Raw genomic sequence first — 17,271 nt, forward strand, 5'->3', positions numbered from 1 at the left:
ACCAACCCGTCTGCCCAGGCAGCAAAGGAAACGACGCAGCGAAAAGGACAAGTTTGTTTCTTTCCGTAACACTTGTCTTTGTCATATTCACGCAAACCCTGGGGATGGTATGCTTCGTGCACAAATTCTCCCATGCACGAGTGAGACCATGTTTTGTGCTTCGTCAATGGGAAAGTCCGCACTAAGGCTGTGCTGATTTTCGCAAACGGGCTAAAACGTAAAGCATATTGTGCAACCTGGGGCATAGCGCGAATGACGCCAGATCAATAATCGCGAGTGCCCCTCGCCGCGGCCAGGCCAGGCTGCGTGGAGAAACGCATGTTTTTCGATGAGCTAAGCAATGACGAATGGGCGCAGCTTGCTGTGCTTGTTTCTGATGAGCCGGCTATCCGTCTGAACAGACGTGGCCGACCCCGAGCCGAACCGCGCATCGTTGCGAATGCGGTCCTCTGGATCCTGACAACCGGTGAGCCCTGGTCGAAACTGCCAGGCCGCTATCCGTCAGGTCCGACGTGCAGACGTCGTTTTGAGGAATGGCAGATCAACGGCACGTTGACCGAGATGGTCCGTCTGCTATCGCAGGTCGGGCGCAGCTTCGCGTATGTGCCCGAACCCGGCGTACCCGTCGCCACACCTAAACCAGTTGTCGACACGCAGCCGCACACGCCCGCGCTGCGTGACGATGGTTTGCGTGGCGTGTTCTGGAGAAGTCCCGAGTCGTGGCAAAACTCTCCTCGTGCGGCACACCCCGCGCACGAGTGGCGTTCGCTCGACCCGATCGCCGACATCACACGGCAACTCTCCGGCACGGCGTCAGAAGAAACCACCGATGAAGAACTGCTGCAAGACCGCGCGCATGTCGGCGCGGAGCGGCCGCTCGATTGCGAGCATCGTCCGGTGTGGATGAACATGACTTCGCGCGGCAAGCAGATCGTCGACCGGCACGGCTATGTGATCTACGTTGCGGTCGAGCAGGTGCCCAATGCGATGTTCCGGGCATGGGCCGAGATCATGAAGGACGGCAAGCGTGTCGAGCGTTCGGGCCTGATCGGTCCGCGTTTCGCGCAGGCCGATGCGGCGCAGGAGTTTGCACTAGGTTGGGCCGCCGACTGGATCGACCGTCATTGCCGCACGCTCGATGCCGTTGCGGACATCGATGAAGCGGTGCGCGCAGCGGAACGTGAAGCACAACACGACGCAGTGCCGGCAGCACGGATCGAAGCCAGACACGATGCCGATGGCGTCAGACACGAGAGTGTCGTCGCAGCACCGCTGCAAAGTGCGCCACGCACACTGCCCGCCGTCCGTACCGTGCCGGAACCCGTTGCAAACAGTTATTCAGCCAACGCCCATGTCGCTGCGTACACCCACGCATGCAGGGTCGCGCTGCGCCGTTACCCGACCAGCACACCGGCCGGAGAGCAGGTAGACAACGCGGGCGATCGATTCCCGAAAGCCCCAGAACTCGTCTCCCACGCGGGATGAGCACAGCAGCAACCCGCGGACGGCAGGAGCAGCCGCCGCAGGATTCGCACTACCGCACTACCCGTTGAGCAAGTGACTTACTGCCGTCCGTACGTATCGTCGAAGCGCACGATGTCGTCTTCGCCAAGATACGAACCGGATTGCACCTCGATGATTTCCAGCGGCATCTTGCCGGGATTCTCGAGTCGGTGAGTGACACCAAGCGGGATATAAGCCGATTCGTTTTCGGAGACAATGAAGCGCTCTTCACCGCGTGTGACGAGCGCCGTACCGCGCACGACGATCCAGTGTTCCGCGCGGTGGTGATGCATCTGCAGCGACAGACGCGCACCTGGCTTCACGACGATGCGTTTCACCTGGAAGCGCTCGCCGGTGTCGACGGAATCGTAGTGGCCCCACGGGCGGTGAACCTTGCGATGGTTCGCCGCTTCGGGGCCTGCTTCACTGCGAATCCGGCCGACAATCTTTTTTACGTCCTGCACGCACGCCTTGTCCGCGACGAGAATCGCGTCCGCGGTTTCGACGACGACGAGGTTGTGTGTTCCGACGCAGGCAATCAACCGGCCTTCCGAATGCGCGAAGGTCGAGTCTGAACCTTCGAACATCACGCGTCCGCGGCCGACGTTTTCGTCTTCATCCTTCGGCAGGATCTGCCAGATCGCATCCCACGACCCGACATCCGACCAGCCCGCCTGGAGCGGTACGACCACGCCGGTGCAGACCGACTGATCGTTGCCGAGCTGCTCCATCACCGCGTAGTCGATTGAGTTCGACGGCGAGGCGACGAACGCATCGCGTTGCAGCCGGAAGAAGTCGCCATCCGTTTTGCCGCCGGCGTAGGCCGCGACACAGGCATCGTGAATCGCGGGCTGGAAGTGGGCGATCGCGGCGAGCCATGTCGACGCGCGCATGATGAAGATGCCGCTGTTCCACCAGTACTCGTTCGAGGCGACATAGCGCTGCGCGAGTTCGAGATGCGGCTTCTCGACGAAGCGATCGAGCCGGTGTGCAGCGACGCCCGGTGCGTTGACCGGACCCGTCAGCGCCTCGCCGATGCGGATATAGCCGTAGCCGGTTTCGGCGTGCGTCGGCACGATACCCATCGTCGCCACATGACCGTTCGACGCATGCTGCACGCCGGCCGCGACAGCCGCGTGGAACCCGGCGATATCGGTGACGGCGTGGTCGGCGGGCATCACGACCATGATGCCGTCGCTGTCTTCCGCGACGATCGACAGGGCGGCCACCGTCAGCGCGGGTGCCGTATCGCGACCGACCGGTTCGAGAATCAGCCGGCTCGTCTTGCCGCTCGTGCGCAGCTGTTCGGCTGTCGTGAAGCGGTGTTCTTCATTGCTGACCACAACCAGCTGGTCGGCGAGCAGATAACCTGCTTCAAGCCCATCGAGCCGGCGTGTCGTCGATTGCAGCAGCGAATCGTCGCCGAGCAGCCCGATCAGCTGCTTCGGATACTGTTCGCGCGACATGGGCCATAAGCGCGTGCCGGAACCGCCGGCAAGGATCACCGGATGAACCTTCAGCTTGACGTTCTGGGACGTGACAGTCGAAAACCGGGTGTCGGCGGCAGGCGCCGTAACCGGAACGGTCATGATGTACTCCTCGGGGCTGGGTCAATGCGATGAGTTGTATCACGACGTAAATAGTCAATAAAAGAACGAGAAATTTCCGTATCGGAAATGGAATAAGAAAATGATCAATTCCGGTCAACGTGCGACGGTTTTATTTCAATAAAAAATAGAATCGAAAAAAATAATCGACGAAATCCGCCAGGCGAAATTTTCTGGAATTTTTGCGGCTACGCAACATGTTCCGGAAGCGCTCCCGCAGAAGGCGGGAATTCGTACAGAAAACGGGGCGAAGGAGGGGCTTGGCGCCCTGCAACATCAGTAAAAAGGTAAAAATTGCCGAACAAAATTCAACAAAAATGGTGCAAGGATTACCGATACATTTTGAGATATTTTGCGGCCTTGCAGCGCGAATTTTAATGCCGCTTTATCTAACCCTGTACAGGGGTATTCACTCATTCGGACAACGATTCCCGTGCAACGCAACCAGGTGACGGAACTTGAATGACGAACTGAGGTACGGCTCATGCTGAGCGTGTTATCGAGAATCATCGACATTGCGATGGTCGGACTCGGCGCGTGGCTCGCGGCGGCGTTCCACAGCGGGCAATTCGGCTGGCTGAACGACATGCAGAGCGTCACGCTGGCGTTCAACTGCCTGCTGGTCGTCGTGTTCTTTCCGGCGCTCGGTATCTACCAGTCGTGGCGCGGCAAGCCGCTGTACGACCTGCTGTGGCGCGTGACGGGCGGCTGGTTGATGGTGGAAGGAACGGGCATTCTGATGAGCTTCAGCCTGCACCGCGCCGAACTGCTGTCGCGGCTGTGGCTTGCGTACTGGGCGCTGATCACGGTGCTGCTGCTGGTGATCACGAAGGTGCTCGTCTACACGGTACTGAAGGGTCTGCGTCGTGAAGGCTTCAACCTGAAGGCGGTGGCCATAGTCGGTGGTGCGCCGTACGGAAAGTTCCTGATCGAGCAGATCCGCAGCCGGCCGGAAGCGGGTTTCAGCCCGGTGGTCGTGTTCGACGAAGAAGGGTCGCGCAATCACCACGAGGACCCGGACGCGGCGGAAGCGATCGAAGGTGTGCCGGTGGAGCGCGATTACGCGGCGATGATCCGGCTGGTGCGAACGCGTGAGATTCGCGAACTGTGGCTTGCGTTACCGATTTCGAAGGAGCGTGCGATTCATCGTTTCGTCATGGAGTTCCGGCATGACTTCGTCAACATCCGCTTCATTCCGGATGTGCGCAGTCTGACGTTGTTCAGCCAGCCGATGGTCGATCTGCTCGGCGTGCCGGCGATCAACCTGGCCGCGTCGCCGATCACCGATCTGCGCGTGCTGCCCAAGCGCGTGTTCGACCGGTTGTTTGCACTCGGCGCGCTCACGGCGCTGGCGCCGGTGATGCTGGTAATCGCGGCGCTGGTCAAGACGACTTCGCCCGGGCCGGTGTTCTTCCGGCAGAAGCGCAAGGGGATCGACGGCAACGAGTTCGAGATCTACAAGTTCCGCTCGATGAAAGTGCACGCCGAGGTCGCGGGCAAGGTGACCCAGGCGACGCGCCACGATTCGCGCATCACGCCGGTCGGCGCGTTTTTGCGGCGTACGAGTCTCGACGAACTGCCGCAGTTCATCAATGTGTTGAAGGGCGAGATGTCGGTGGTCGGACCGCGGCCGCATGCACTCGAACACGACGACATCTACAAGGATCTGGTGAAGGGCTACATGCACCGCTACCGGATCAAGCCTGGCATCACGGGCTGGGCCCAGATCAACGGCTACCGGGGCGAGACCGACCGCATCGAAAAGATGATGGGGCGCGTGAAGCTCGACCTGTACTACATGCAGCACTGGACCTTCTGGCTCGACATCAAGATCGTCGTGCTGACGCTATGGAAGGGCTTCGCCGGCCGCAACGCCTATTGACCGGCGCGCCAATGCACTGGTGCACCCGGGCGGGCTGCCACAGGCACAGATCCATTCCGGCATGCGATGCCCGCGCATCGCAGCCCACTTTTTCCGTTTTGGACGCATTCAATCTCCGAGGTGTAATTCATGAACCTGACGATCATCGGTAGCGGTTACGTAGGCCTTGTGACAGGCGCCTGTCTTGCCGACATCGGCAACGACGTGTTCTGTCTCGATGTCGATCCGCGCAAGATCGACGTCCTCAACAACGGCGGCGTACCGATCCATGAACCCGGGCTGCTGGAGGTCATCGCGCGCAACCGCAAGGCGGGGCGTCTGAAGTTCTCGACCGATGTCGAAGCCGCCGTCGCGCACGGCGACATCCAGTTCATCGCGGTCGGCACGCCGTCCGACGAAGACGGTTCCGCCGATCTGCAATACGTGCTCGCCGCAGCGCGCAACATCGGTCGCTACATGACCGGCTTCAAGGTGATCGTCGATAAATCGACGGTGCCGGTCGGCACCGCGCTGCGCGTGCGCGAAGCGATCGCGGCAGAACTGGCCACGCGCGGCGAGCATCACATGTACTCGGTCGTGTCGAATCCGGAATTCCTGAAAGAGGGCGCCGCTGTCGAAGATTTCACGCGGCCCGATCGCATCGTGCTCGGTTGCGATGACGATGTGCCGGGTGAAAAGGCGCGCGAACTGATGAAGCGCGTCTACGCGCCGTTCAACCGCAATCGCGAACGCACGCTGTACATGGATGTGCGTTCCGCCGAATTCACCAAGTATGCCGCCAACGCGATGCTCGCCACGCGCATCTCGTTCATGAACGAACTCGCGAATCTCGCCGACCGCGTCGGTGCCGACATCGAGGCCGTGCGCCGCGGTATCGGTTCCGATCCGCGCATTGGCTACGACTTCCTGTACGCAGGCTGCGGTTACGGCGGCTCGTGTTTCCCGAAGGACGTGCAGGCGCTGATCCGCACCGCCGACGAATACGACGAGGGCCTGCGCATCCTGCAGGCCGTCGAGGCCGTGAACGAAGCGCAGAAGAAGATCCTCGCGCACAAGATCGTGGCTCGACTCGGCGACGATCTGAGTGGCCGCACGTTCGGTGTCTGGGGTCTTGCGTTCAAGCCGAACACCGACGACATGCGCGAAGCACCGAGCCGTCCGCTGATCGCTGAGCTCCTCGCGCGCGGCGCCACCGTGAAGGCCTACGATCCGGTGGCCAGCGACGAATCGCGCCGCGTGTTCGCACTCGATCTGCAGCACGCGCCGGAACAGCTCGCGCGGCTCACGTTCGCGAACGAAGAGATGGAAGTGGCCGACGGCGCCGACGCGCTGGTCATTCTCACCGAGTGGAAGGTGTTCAAGAGTCCGGATTTCGACAGCCTGAAACAGTTGTTGAAGAACCCGCTGATCTTCGACGGCCGCAACCTGTACGAACCGGATGCGCTGCGCGAACTCGGCATCGAGTATCACGCGATCGGTCGTCAGTACGCCGCGATCGGCCGCGACGAAGTGCAGCAGGCTGTGTCGCGGCAGCCTGCGCGTACTACTGCTGCAATTTGACGCGCGTCACGAGGAGCTGCCTATGTTCGCCAATGTCCTGATCGTCTGTCACGCCAACGTGTGCCGTTCGCCCGCGGCTGAAGCGCTCTTCAAGGCGCGCCAGCGCAGCGACGTGGCCCAACCGATCGCTTTTCAGTCAGCGGGCCTGCGCGCGAAGGACGGCGCCGACATCGACCCGGTGATGAGCTGGCTGCTGGCGCAGCAGGGTATCCGGGCCGGACAGCATCGCGCGCGGCGGCTCACGCGCCGCATCGTGCGCGACGCCGATCTGGTGCTCGTCACCGAACGCCGTCAGGTGGAAGACGTCGAGTCGCTGGATCCAGCCGCACGCGGCAAGGTCTATCCGCTCGGCAAGTGGGAAGACGCTGACGTCGCCGATCCGCACGGCCGCGCCGAGTCCGACTACCGCCAGAGCCTCGTGTTTATCGATCGACTGGTCATGGGATGGCTGAACAAAATATGCTGAATATGTTGATGCGCAAATTCATGCCGCTCACGTCGCTCGCGGCGCCCATTTTGCTGACGACCTTTCTGTCAGCCTGCTCGACTGTGCCGGGATACTTTCTCGACACGTCGCGGCTCAAGGAGGAACCGCGTTCGACGCCGCAGGAAACCTATCCGGTCAAGCTGATCGACTCCGATCTCGTGCTTGCCGAGGCGAAGGCGCAAGCGGCTGCGGCAGCGTCGCAAGCGCTGCCGCCGTCGCGCTTTGCGGACCCGGCACAGTACATCTACCGGCTCTCGCCGCAGGACATTCTCGGCGTGACCGTGTGGGATCACCCCGAACTGACCACACCTAACGGCACCACGCTGTCGGCGGGCGGCAATACCACCCAGTCGGTTGGCCAGGTACTGCAGCAGCCGTACACGACGGCGCTGCCCGGTCAGGCGGATCCGTTCGGCCAGACCATCTCTGCCGACGGCACGATCTACTTTCCGTTCATCGGCCGCATCCGCGCGGGCGGCAAGACCGCCGGCGAACTGCGCGACCAGATCGCCGCGGGTCTCACGCCCTACATCAAGAACCCGCAGGTCGACGTGCGCGTGCTGTCGTACCGCGGCCAGAAAGTCCAGGTGACCGGTGAAGTGAAGACGCCGGGGCCGCTCGCGATCAGCGACGTGCCGCTCACGCTCGTCGATGCGATCACGCGCTCGGGCGGCACGAACGCCGATGCCGATCTGCAGCGCGTGCGCCTCACGCGCAACAAGCAGCTGTATGTGCTCGACGCCAACGGCCTGCTCGATCGCGGCGACACGACGCAGAACGTGATGCTGCAGGCAGGCGACATCATCAACGTACCGGACAACACCAACAGCCGCGTGTTCGTGCTCGGCGAAGTGAAGTCGCCGCAGCCGATGTACATGCTGAAGGGCCGTCTGTCGATTGCCGATGCGTTGTCGCAGGCAGGCGGCATTCTCGACACCGACGCCAACCCGCGGCAGATCTACGTGCTGCGCGGCATGAAGGACAACCCGACGAAGCCTGAAGCGTACCGGCTCGACCTGACGCAGCCCGACGCAATCATGCTGTCGGCGCAGTTCCAGTTGCAGCCGCAGGACGTGATCTACGTCGGCACGGCCGCATCGGCCACGTTCAATCGCGTGCTGAACCAGGTGCTGCCGACGATCCAGACCATGTTCTACGTGAAGCAGTTGACCCGCTAGACGCCTGAACCGCCGCACGGCATGCGTTCCCTCCGGAGCGCATGCCCGGGGCGACCCACCCGGGACCGAATGATGAGTAATCAAGTAAATCCGCATCTGGCCTTGATGGCGAAGACCGAGGAAGAGGATGTTCTCCTCGGTCAGCTGCTGCAGGTCATCGTCGACGACATCTGGTGGCTGATCGGCATCGCGGCGATCATCGTCGCGATGGCCGGCCTCTACTGCTACATCGCGAAGCCGGTGTATTCGGCCGATGCGCATGTGCGTGTGGAGCAGTCCGACAACACGTCGCAGGCGCTTACGCAGACACAGACCGGCGCGGCCATCACGAGCGGTTCGACGGCGCTGCCTACCGATGCCGAAATCGAAATCATCAAGAGCCGCGGTGTGCTTGCACCGGTCGTGCAGCAGTGCAAGCTCAACTTCATGATCGGGCCGAAAACGCTGCCGATACTCGGCAGCCTCGCGGCGCGGCTCGCGACGCCGGGACACCCGGGGCATCCGTGGCTCGGTATGAGTTCGTACGCATGGGGCGGTGAAGTGGCCGACGTGGATTCCGTCGAAGTCACCCCGGCGCTCGAAGGCCAGAAGATGACGCTGACCGCGCTCGGCGACGGCCGCTATCAGTTGCAGGCACCTAACGGCACCGTGCTGCTGAATGGCGAAGCCGGTCAGCTCGCACAGGGCGGCGGTGTGTCGATCCTCGTGAATCAGTTGATCGCGCGGCCGGGCACGCAGTTCAACGTCATGCGCGCCAACGATCTCGATGCCATCACGGCGTTCCAGTCCGCGATCCAGGTGACCGAGCAGGGCAAGGGCACCGGCGTGATCCAGATCTCGCTCGAGAACGGCGACCCGGCGCGCGGCGCACAGATTGCCAACGCACTCGCGCAGTCGTATCTGCGCGAACACATCGCGACCAAGCAGGCCGATGCGAGCAAGATGCTCGACTTCCTGAAGAGCGAAGAGCCGCGCCTGAAGAGCGATCTCGAACGCGCGGAAGCGGCGCTCACCGCATATCAGAGCAAGTCCGGTTCGATCAACGCGAGCGATGAAGCCAAGGTCTATCTGGAAGGCAGCGTCCAGTATGAGAACCAGATTTCGTCGACGCGTCTGGAGATCGCCTCGCTCGAGCAGCGCTACGGCGAAGACCATCCGATGTTGAAGGCCGCGCGCCAGCAGCTTGCCGAACTCGAATCGCAGCGGACGAAATACAGCGACCGCTTCCGCGATCTGCCGGCAACCGAAGTGAAAGCGGTGCAGTTGCAACGCGATGCGAAGGTCGCCGAAGACATCTACGTGCTGCTGCTGAACCGCGTGCAGGAACTGGCGGTGCAGAAGGCCGGTACCGGCGGCAACGTGCATCTGGTCGATGCCGCGCTGCGTCCCGGTTCGCCGGTGAAGCCGAAGAAGGTGCTGATTTTGTCGGCGGCGACGATCCTCGGGCTGATCGTCGGCACCGGTTTCGTATTCCTGCGCCGGAACATGTTCAAGGGCATCGACGATCCGGAACACGTCGAACGCACGTTCCATCTGCCGGTGTACGGCCTCATCCCGCTGAGCACGGAACAGGCAGCGCTCGAACAGGCGGTGGTGCGCGGCGGCGACCGGCAGCGCGCGGTGCTGGCAGTCGCGCGCCCGAAGGATGTCTGTATCGAGAGCCTGCGCAGTCTGCGCACGTCGATCCAGTTCACGCTGCTCGATGCGCGCAACCGCGTGATCGTGCTGACCGGGCCGATGCCCGGCGTCGGCAAGAGCTTTCTGACAATCAACCTCGGCGTGCTGCTCGCGCATTCGGGCAAGCGCGTGCTGATGATCGACGGCGATATGCGGCGCGGTTCGCTCGAACGTCATATTGGCGGCCCGCAGGAGAACGGTCTGTCGGAACTGCTGTCGGGCCAGATCTCGCTGGAAGAAGCGATTCGTCCGACCAACGTTGAGCACCTGAACTTCATTTCGTGCGGCCAGCGTCCGCCGAATCCATCCGAGCTGCTGATGTCGCCGCGTCTGCCGCAATACCTCGAAGGTCTCGCGAAGCGCTACGACGTGATCCTGATCGATACGCCGCCGGTGCTCGCGGTGACCGACGCGTCGATCATCGGCGGCTATGCCGGTTCGACGTTCTTCGTGATGCGCTCGGGCATGCACAACGAAGGCGAGATCGGCGATGCGCTCAAGCGCCTGAAGGTGGCCGGTGTGCACGTGCAGGGCGGCATCTTCAATGCGATGCCGGCGCGTTCGCGCGGCTATGACCGTAGCTACGCGGCCGTGCAGGAATATCTGAGTACGTGAAATTCATCCGATAAGACTGGAGAACACAAGATGAAAGTGACGGTACTGGTCCCGACATTCCGCCGCCCGGCTGATCTCGCGCGCTGTCTCGCCGCGCTGCAGCTGCAGCAGCGCGCGCCCGATGAAGTTGTGGTGGTCGCGCGCGCCGACGACGACGCAACGCATGCCTGCCTGCGCGATCCGGCCGTCACTGGCAATTTGCCACTGCGGGTCGCGCCGGTCGCGTTGCCAGGCCAGGTGGCCGCGCTGAACTGCGGGCTCGATACCGCGACCGGCGACGTGATCGCCATCACCGACGACGACGCCGCACCGCGTGCCGAATGGGTGCAGCGTATCGCCGCGGCGTTTGCCGGCGACGCGCGGCTCGGTGCGCTCGGTGGACGCGACTGGGTCCACGAACGCGGGCGCATCCTTGATGGTTCGCGGCCGCTGGTCGGCAAGCTGACGCCGTCGGGGAAGATCATCGGCAATCATCATCTGGGCGTGGGCGAGGCACGCGAGGTCGATCTGCTGAAGGGCGCCAACATGAGCTACCGGCGCGCCGCGATCGGTTCGATTCGCTTCGATGCGCGGCTGCGCGGCAGCGGCGCCCAGGTGCACAACGACATGGCATTCAGTCTGAGCGTGAAGAACGCGGGCTGGAAGCTCGTGTACGACCCACGCGTCGCCGTCGATCACTATCCGGCCGAGCGCTTCGACGAGGACCGCCGCGACGCGCAGACGCTCACCGCGGTCCGCAACGCCGCTTACAACCTGCATCTGATCCTGCGCGAGAAGCTACCGCCGCTGCATCGCGAGACGGCTTGGTGGTGGTACGCGCTGGTCGGCACGCGTGTCTATCCCGGTCTCGCGCATGCGGTACTCGCGCTGTTGTCGAAACGCGGGCGCTCGCAATGGTCGCGCTGGCGCGCGGTGCGCGGCGGGGCGCATGAAGCGCGCCGCGCGCTGTCGTGAGCGTGATGGCTTCATACGTCGAGTCATTGCTGTCGATGCATACGACGAGCACTCACTATTGGCTGCGCTGGCGGTCCGGAGTATCTGCATGACGACGAACATTCACGTGCATCTGTTTTACGGCGCCGACCCGCGGTCTTACCGTAAGGGCGAGAACATCGGTTGCCTGTACGGCTATCACCACGCGGAATCCGACGAATTCGCGCTCAGCTATTCGCAGGACGCGCGCGAAAGCGCACCGGTGCGGCTGTTTCGTCGCGGGCTGAAGGCGGTGCTCGGTTTCGACCTGATCCACACGTGGCGCAACCGCAGCGAGATCCTCGCCTCCGATGTGATCTGGACGCATACCGAGCAGGAGTATCTGTCGGTTGCGCTGGTGCTGTTGCTGGCGGGGCGGCGTGTTGCGCCGCCGTTGCTGCTCGCGCAAAGCGTCTGGTTGCTCGACAAGTGGCCGCACTATGGCGCGTTGCGGCGCTGGTTGTATCGCAAGCTGATTGCGCGTGCCGACGTATTGACGACGCTCGCGAGCGAGAACGCGGAACTGTGCCGGCGCTATCTCGGCCGTGAAGCGACGCATGTGTACTACGGGCTCAACACCCAGGATTTTCCGGTGCAGACGCCCGCCGAATGGACACCGCACACACCGCTGCGCATTGCTGCGATCGGCAACGATCGCGATCGCGACTGGGAGACGCTGATCGCCGCGTTCGGCAACGACGCGCGTTACAGCGTGCGCCTCGCGACGCGGCGCAAGATCCCGCAGACGCTGCGTGCGCCGAACGTCGAAATCGCGCCCGCCGCGGGCCTGCGCAAGCAACGCGAGCTATACGACTGGGCCGACGTCGTAGTGGTGCCGCTGCGCCCGAACTCGCACGCGTCGGGCATCACCGTGATGCTCGAGGCTGCGGCCGTGGGCAAACCGATGATCGTGACGCAGGTCGGTGCACTGGAGGATTACTTTTCGGCGCAGGCGGCGGCCTACATACCGCCGTTCGATGCCACCGCACTACGCGAAGCCGCCGACCGCCTCGTTGCGCAACCGGCCCAGGCGCTGCGCCAGGCGCAATCGGCAGCATTGCAACTGATGTCGCGCGATTTCACCACGCGCCAGTTCGCGCTCCAGCACGTGCGCATCACCGAAGAACTGCTGCAGCGGAACCCCGCCGCGCGCGCCCGGCCGAGCGCCGGTGCAACGCCTGCATCACCGTCGCCCGCGACGGCGCAGCACACATCGTCGGGTGAAGCCCGCGGGGGCAGGTAAGCGATGTCGTCGATCATGCGAGCTGCCGCCGCCGGTGCGGCGCGTCCCTTCGGCGGCGATCCGCAGGTGTGGTTGCCACCCGTGCTGCTGTGGGTGATCACCGCCGTGCTGATCATCGCGCACCAGGGCACGGTGCTGACGCTCGCGTTCCCCGTGCTGTCGATCCTCACGGGCCTGTGGCTCTACTTCAAGAGCCCCGTGCGCTATGTCGGCTTCATGTGGTGGTTGTGGTTCCTGAGCCCCGAAGTGCGGCGTCTCGCCGACTGGTCGAAGGGCGGCTTCACCCCGACCAGCCTGATCCAGATCGCGCCGCTGGCGGTGACGATGATCAGCGGGTTGTCGCTGGTGCGTTACTACCCGGTGCTGGCGCAGCGCCGCGGCCTGCCCGTACTGCTGATCCTGCTCGGCCTCAGCTACGGTTTTCTGGTCGGTGTGATGTCGAGCGGGCCACTTGCTGCAGCCTACGATCTCGCCAACTGGATCTATCCGATCCTGATCGGCTTTCACATCATGGCGAACCCGCGGCAGTACCCGGAGTACCGCGACACGATCGTCAACACGTTCATCTGGGGCATGCTCGTAATGGGCGGCTACGGCGTCGTGCAGTTCTTCGTGATGCCGCAGTGGGACGCGATGTGGATGATCGGTTCGCAGATGAATTCGCAGGGTGACCCGGTGCCTTATGGCGTGCGCGTATTCAGCACGATGAATTCGTCGGGACCGTTCGCCTTCGCGATGATGGGCGCGATGGTCTATGTGATGGCGGCGAATCATCGCGTGCGCTGGATCGCGGGTGCGCTCGGCTTCCTGTCGTTTGCGCTGAGCCTCGTGCGCTCGACGTGGGGCGGCTGGGTGATCGCGCTGGTTATTCAACTTCTCAAGTCGAACAATCGTGTCCGCATTCGCATCATTGCGAGCGCGGTGCTGCTGGCTGGCCTGTGTGTGCCGCTGCTCGCGGTCGGGCCGGTCGCGGACCGCATGCAGGCGCGCCTGCAGACGCTCGTCAATCTCAACGACGATGCAAGTTACGCGGCACGCAACGAGTTCTACGCATCGTTTGCGAAGACCGCGTTTACCGATGTGTCGGGCGAGGGTCTCGGCGCGACCGGCACCTCGACGAAACTGTCGAACGACGGCGGCGACCTCGGCAAGTACGGCAACTTCGATAGCGGCGTGATGAACATTCCGTTCGTGCTCGGCTGGCCCGGCACGCTGCTGTATCTGTCCGGCATCCTGTGGGTGCTCGCGCGGGCGATCCGCGCATCGCTCCGCCTGCGCGACGACAAGTTCGTATCGGCCTGCGTGAGCTTGAGCATTGCGATCGTCGGGATGCTGGTGTTCACCAATTCGCTGGTCGGTACCGGCGGGTTGCTGCTTTTCATGAGCATGTTTTCGATTCTTTCCGCGGCCCACTGGCAAAAACAGAACCGCAGACGCAATCTGATTCTTAACGGAGGCACCTGAGTGAGAGTCGCCATTGTCACGCACGTCGTTCGCCATAACGACGGCCAGGGGCGCGTGAACCACGAGATCGCGCAAGCGGCGCTTAACGAGAACATTGCGGTGACGCTCGTCGCATCGCATGTCTCGCCCGATCTGCTCGCGCACCCACTGGTGCGCTGGGTACCGATCGAGATCGGCCGCTGGTGGCCGACCAATCTGCTGCGCCAGCAGGTCTTTGCGCTACGCAGCGCGTTGTGGTTGCGGCTGCATCGCCGCGAATACGACGTGCTGCACGTGAACGGCTTCATCACCTGGGCCACCGCCGATGTCAACACCGCGCACTTCGTGCACAGCGGCTGGTTGCGCAGCCCGTATTACCCGTTCGGTATCACGAAGGGCCTGTGGTCCGCCTACCAGGCGATCTATACGCGCCTGAATGCGTGGCTCGAACGCGGTGCCTATCGGCGCTCGCGCGTGATCACTGCGGTCTCGCAGAAAGTCGCCGCAGAGATCGAGGCGATCGGCCTCACTCCGGAGAACCGGCTCGATGTGATCTATAACGGCGTCGATACGCAGGGCTTTGCGGCGGCAGAGGGCGACCGCGCGAAGTTCGGTTTGCCCGCGGATGCGTTTCTGTTGCTCTTCGTCGGTGATCTGCGCACACCGCGCAAGAACCTCGGCACGGTGCTCGAAGCGCTGCGTCATTTGCCGGAGCATGTACATATCGCGGTGGCGGGCTATCTGCCTGGTAGTCCCTATCCGGAACAGGCAAAGGCGCTTGGCATCGCGCATCGCGTGCATTTTCTCGGGCTCGTGAAAGAGATGCCGGTGCTGATGCATTCGGTGGATACCTTCGTGTTTCCGTCGCGTTACGAAGCGATGAGCCTGTCGCTGCTCGAAGCGATGGCAGCGGGCTTGCCGGTGGTCACTGCGCGCACGGCGGGTGGTGCGGAGATCATTACGCCTGAATGCGGCATCGTGCTCGAGGATCCCGACGATCCCAAGGCGCTTGCTGCGGCGATCGCGAAGCTGGCCGGTGCCGACGATGCGCGCCGCGCGATGGGCGTCGCGGCTCATGAGCTCGCAACTGGCTTCGGCTGGCCGCGGATGGCTGCGCAATACATTGCGCTGTACCGGCAACTGGCGGGGCAGCGCACGGCACGATCCGGCTCCGGCAATGCCACCGATACCGCAAATGTCACGAACGTCGCTAGCGTGACGAATGCAACAACGGCTACAACCGTTACGACGGCGACGAACCTGTTCGCAGGTCACAACGCAGGCCACGAGGGAGCGAAATAATGCAGGCCACCACACTGAGAGCTGTTCCCCCCGCCACACCCACCCGTTCGATCCGCTCGCTGCAGATCGGAATGCACTGGTTTCCCGAACGCGCGGGCGGTCTCGACCGGATGTACTACTCGCTCGTCGGCGCGCTGCCGGGTGCGGGCGTCGCAGTGCGCGGCGTAGTGGCGGGCTCGGCACGGGTTGCCGCGGACACGGATGGTGCAATCGAAGGTTTCGGATCGGCTGCTCAGTCGCTGCCGCTGCGCCTGATGGCCGCGCGGCGTGCGCTGCGTCGGCAGATCGATGCGCAGCGCCCCGACGTGATCTCGTCGCACTTTGCGCTGTACACGTTTCCGGGTCTCGATGTGACGCGCGGTATTCCACAGGTATCGCATTTCCAGGGACCGTGGGCTGACGAAAGCCACGTGGAGGGCGCCGATTCGCTAGGTCAGCGTGCGAAGCGTTATCTCGAGCAGACCGTGTACGCGCGGTCGTCGCGCTTGATCGTGCTGTCCAGCGCATTCGGCAAGATCCTGACGACGCGCTATGGCATTCCTCAGGACCGCATCCGCGTGGTACCCGGTTGCGTGAATGTCGATCAGTTCGATCTGCCGATGTCGCAAAACGAAGCACGTCTCAAGTTACAGCTTCCGCTCGGGCGACCGATCGTGCTCGCGGTGCGACGTCTTGTGCGACGTATGGGGCTGGAGGATCTGATCGATGCGGTGAAGCTGCTGAAGCGCAGCGAACCGGACGTGCTGTTGCTGATTGCAGGGAAGGGACGGCTTGAAGGCGAACTGCAGACGCGTATCGATGAAGCGGGTCTTGGGGAGAACGTGAAGCTGCTGGGCTTCGTGCCCGATCAGCATCTGGCGGCGCTGTATCGGGCGGCGACGATCAGTGTGGTGCCGACGGTGGCGCTGGAAGGGTTTGGGTTGATCACGGTGGAATCGCTGGCATCGGGTACGCCGGTGCTGGTGACGCCGGTGGGCGGCTTGCCCGAAGCGGTCGCAGGACTGTCGCAGGATCTCGTGCTACCGACGACGGGCGCGGACGCAATCGCGGATGGACTTGCACGCGCACTGAACGGTTCGTTGAAGTTGCCGGACGCGGACGCGTGTAAAGCCTACGCGCGGGAGAATTTCGATAATAGTGTGATTGCCAGGCGGGTGGCCCAGGTTTATGAAGAGGCTATTCAAATAGGAGCGGCCTCGTAGGTTATTGCTGTTTTTTTGCCTGTGCAGGCGGCTGCGATTTAGCGCCTCGTGGCGCAGGCGTTGCCCCTGTGCGGGGCGGCACCTTCTTTCTTTGCCGCGGCAAAGAAAGAAGGCAAAGAAAGCCGCTCGATACGATAGCGGGTCATTTCCATGTGTAGCCGGAGTGGCCCGCGCCTAAGTGTCGCCATCGCAATGACGCGGTAGTGGTCCGAGACGAGATCATCCCTCGGACATTGAACGGTAGTGACAAGGCCGTCATTCATCCCACTCGCACTAGGTGCTCGCGGATGGGTGACCACAGCGGAAACCCGACCCGCGGACCGCAACGTCAGAGCCTAATGCGAAAGTTGAAGGCGGTTCGAAGCACAAGCCAGAATGGCAACCTGGCGACGAAGTTAAAGAGGCAAGTTGAAGCGCAACGAGGAAGGTTGAAGTCGAAGACACAAGGATGCGCTAAACGAAGACGAAGAGGGTTATGCCCATCGGCGGCGAAGCTCGCCGGAACGGATGAGCGCCTTGTCACTACCGTTGAAGGCACGAGGTGTGATCTCGTCTCGGACCACTACCGTGTCATTGCGAGGACGACACTTAGGCGCGGGC

General features: G+C 62.9%; 12 protein-coding genes. 11 read left to right on the top strand and 1 reads right to left on the bottom strand.

Annotated features, from left to right (window positions below; genetic code table 11):
• Positions 1 to 318: 318 nt before the first annotated feature.
• Positions 319 to 1,485 carry a transposase gene (locus BWP39_RS32460; protein ID WP_096716697.1) on the top strand — a complete coding sequence of 389 codons (1,167 nt, stop codon included), beginning with the start codon at positions 319 to 321 and terminating at the stop codon, positions 1,483 to 1,485.
• Between the two features lie 77 nt (positions 1,486 to 1,562).
• On the opposite strand, the gene BWP39_RS00290 is transcribed toward BWP39_RS32460, so the two are convergent.
• The gene (locus BWP39_RS00290) at positions 1,563 to 3,092 is read right to left on the bottom strand and encodes a mannose-1-phosphate guanylyltransferase/mannose-6-phosphate isomerase (protein ID WP_096716404.1); all 1,530 of its coding nucleotides are present in this window, start codon (positions 3,090 to 3,092) and stop codon (positions 1,563 to 1,565) included.
• A 502-nt stretch (positions 3,093 to 3,594) separates the two neighbouring features.
• Here BWP39_RS00290 and BWP39_RS00295 point away from each other — a divergent pair.
• The 10 genes from BWP39_RS00295 (at position 3,595) to BWP39_RS00340 (ending at position 16,671) form a co-directional block, all read left to right on the top strand.
• On the top strand, positions 3,595 to 4,992 hold the full coding sequence (locus BWP39_RS00295) for an undecaprenyl-phosphate glucose phosphotransferase (RefSeq protein ID WP_096716405.1): 1,398 nt from the start codon (positions 3,595 to 3,597) through the stop codon (positions 4,990 to 4,992).
• A gap of 129 nt (positions 4,993 to 5,121) precedes the next feature.
• Complete coding sequence (locus BWP39_RS00300) at positions 5,122 to 6,552, top strand: UDP-glucose dehydrogenase family protein (protein ID WP_096716406.1); 1,431 nt, start codon at positions 5,122 to 5,124, stop codon at positions 6,550 to 6,552.
• A gap of 22 nt (positions 6,553 to 6,574) precedes the next feature.
• The gene (locus BWP39_RS00305) at positions 6,575 to 7,018 is read left to right on the top strand and encodes an arsenate reductase/protein-tyrosine-phosphatase family protein (protein WP_096716407.1); all 444 of its coding nucleotides are present in this window, start codon (positions 6,575 to 6,577) and stop codon (positions 7,016 to 7,018) included.
• Positions 6,997 to 8,217 carry a polysaccharide biosynthesis/export family protein gene (locus tag BWP39_RS00310; protein ID WP_207556505.1) on the top strand — a complete coding sequence of 407 codons (1,221 nt, stop codon included), beginning with the start codon at positions 6,997 to 6,999 and terminating at the stop codon, positions 8,215 to 8,217. The genes BWP39_RS00305 and BWP39_RS00310 overlap by 22 nt, the downstream gene beginning before the upstream one ends.
• Positions 8,218 to 8,289: 72 nt before the next feature.
• Positions 8,290 to 10,509, top strand: a complete 2,220-nt coding sequence (locus BWP39_RS00315) for a polysaccharide biosynthesis tyrosine autokinase (protein WP_096716699.1) — start codon at positions 8,290 to 8,292, stop codon at positions 10,507 to 10,509.
• Positions 10,510 to 10,539: 30 nt separating this feature from the next.
• Positions 10,540 to 11,463 (top strand): glycosyltransferase family 2 protein, encoded by a 924-nt coding sequence (locus BWP39_RS00320; protein WP_096716408.1) that lies wholly within the window; start codon positions 10,540 to 10,542, stop codon positions 11,461 to 11,463.
• An 88-nt stretch (positions 11,464 to 11,551) separates the two neighbouring features.
• Positions 11,552 to 12,724, top strand: a complete 1,173-nt coding sequence (locus tag BWP39_RS00325; RefSeq protein ID WP_096716409.1) for a glycosyltransferase family 4 protein — start codon at positions 11,552 to 11,554, stop codon at positions 12,722 to 12,724.
• 3 nt (positions 12,725 to 12,727) lie between these two features.
• On the top strand, positions 12,728 to 14,188 hold the full coding sequence (locus BWP39_RS00330) for a glucose-6-phosphate isomerase (protein ID WP_096716410.1): 1,461 nt from the start codon (positions 12,728 to 12,730) through the stop codon (positions 14,186 to 14,188).
• Complete coding sequence (locus tag BWP39_RS00335; protein WP_096716411.1) at positions 14,189 to 15,469, top strand: glycosyltransferase family 4 protein; 1,281 nt, start codon at positions 14,189 to 14,191, stop codon at positions 15,467 to 15,469.
• Positions 15,469 to 16,671: a glycosyltransferase family 4 protein gene (locus tag BWP39_RS00340; protein WP_096716412.1), complete on the top strand. Its 1,203-nt coding sequence runs from the start codon at positions 15,469 to 15,471 to the stop codon at positions 16,669 to 16,671. The genes BWP39_RS00335 and BWP39_RS00340 overlap by 1 nt, the downstream gene beginning before the upstream one ends.
• The last annotated feature ends 600 nt before the right edge of the window (positions 16,672 to 17,271 follow it).

The sequence above is a fragment of the Paraburkholderia acidicola genome (assembly GCF_002362315.1).
Taxonomy (GTDB): Bacteria; Pseudomonadota; Gammaproteobacteria; order Burkholderiales; family Burkholderiaceae; genus Paraburkholderia; species Paraburkholderia acidicola.

Coding starts and splice junctions, on each gene's coding strand:
- BWP39_RS32460 (WP_096716697.1), top strand. CDS start 319: ATGTTTTTCGATGAGCTAAGCAATGACGAATGGGCGCAGCTTGCTGTG.
- BWP39_RS00290 (WP_096716404.1), bottom strand. CDS start 3,092: ATGACCGTTCCGGTTACGGCGCCTGCCGCCGACACCCGGTTTTCGACT.
- BWP39_RS00295 (WP_096716405.1), top strand. CDS start 3,595: ATGCTGAGCGTGTTATCGAGAATCATCGACATTGCGATGGTCGGACTC.
- BWP39_RS00300 (WP_096716406.1), top strand. CDS start 5,122: ATGAACCTGACGATCATCGGTAGCGGTTACGTAGGCCTTGTGACAGGC.
- BWP39_RS00305 (WP_096716407.1), top strand. CDS start 6,575: ATGTTCGCCAATGTCCTGATCGTCTGTCACGCCAACGTGTGCCGTTCG.
- BWP39_RS00310 (WP_207556505.1), top strand. CDS start 6,997: ATGGCTGAACAAAATATGCTGAATATGTTGATGCGCAAATTCATGCCG.
- BWP39_RS00315 (WP_096716699.1), top strand. CDS start 8,290: ATGAGTAATCAAGTAAATCCGCATCTGGCCTTGATGGCGAAGACCGAG.
- BWP39_RS00320 (WP_096716408.1), top strand. CDS start 10,540: ATGAAAGTGACGGTACTGGTCCCGACATTCCGCCGCCCGGCTGATCTC.
- BWP39_RS00325 (WP_096716409.1), top strand. CDS start 11,552: ATGACGACGAACATTCACGTGCATCTGTTTTACGGCGCCGACCCGCGG.
- BWP39_RS00330 (WP_096716410.1), top strand. CDS start 12,728: ATGTCGTCGATCATGCGAGCTGCCGCCGCCGGTGCGGCGCGTCCCTTC.
- BWP39_RS00340 (WP_096716412.1), top strand. CDS start 15,469: ATGCAGGCCACCACACTGAGAGCTGTTCCCCCCGCCACACCCACCCGT.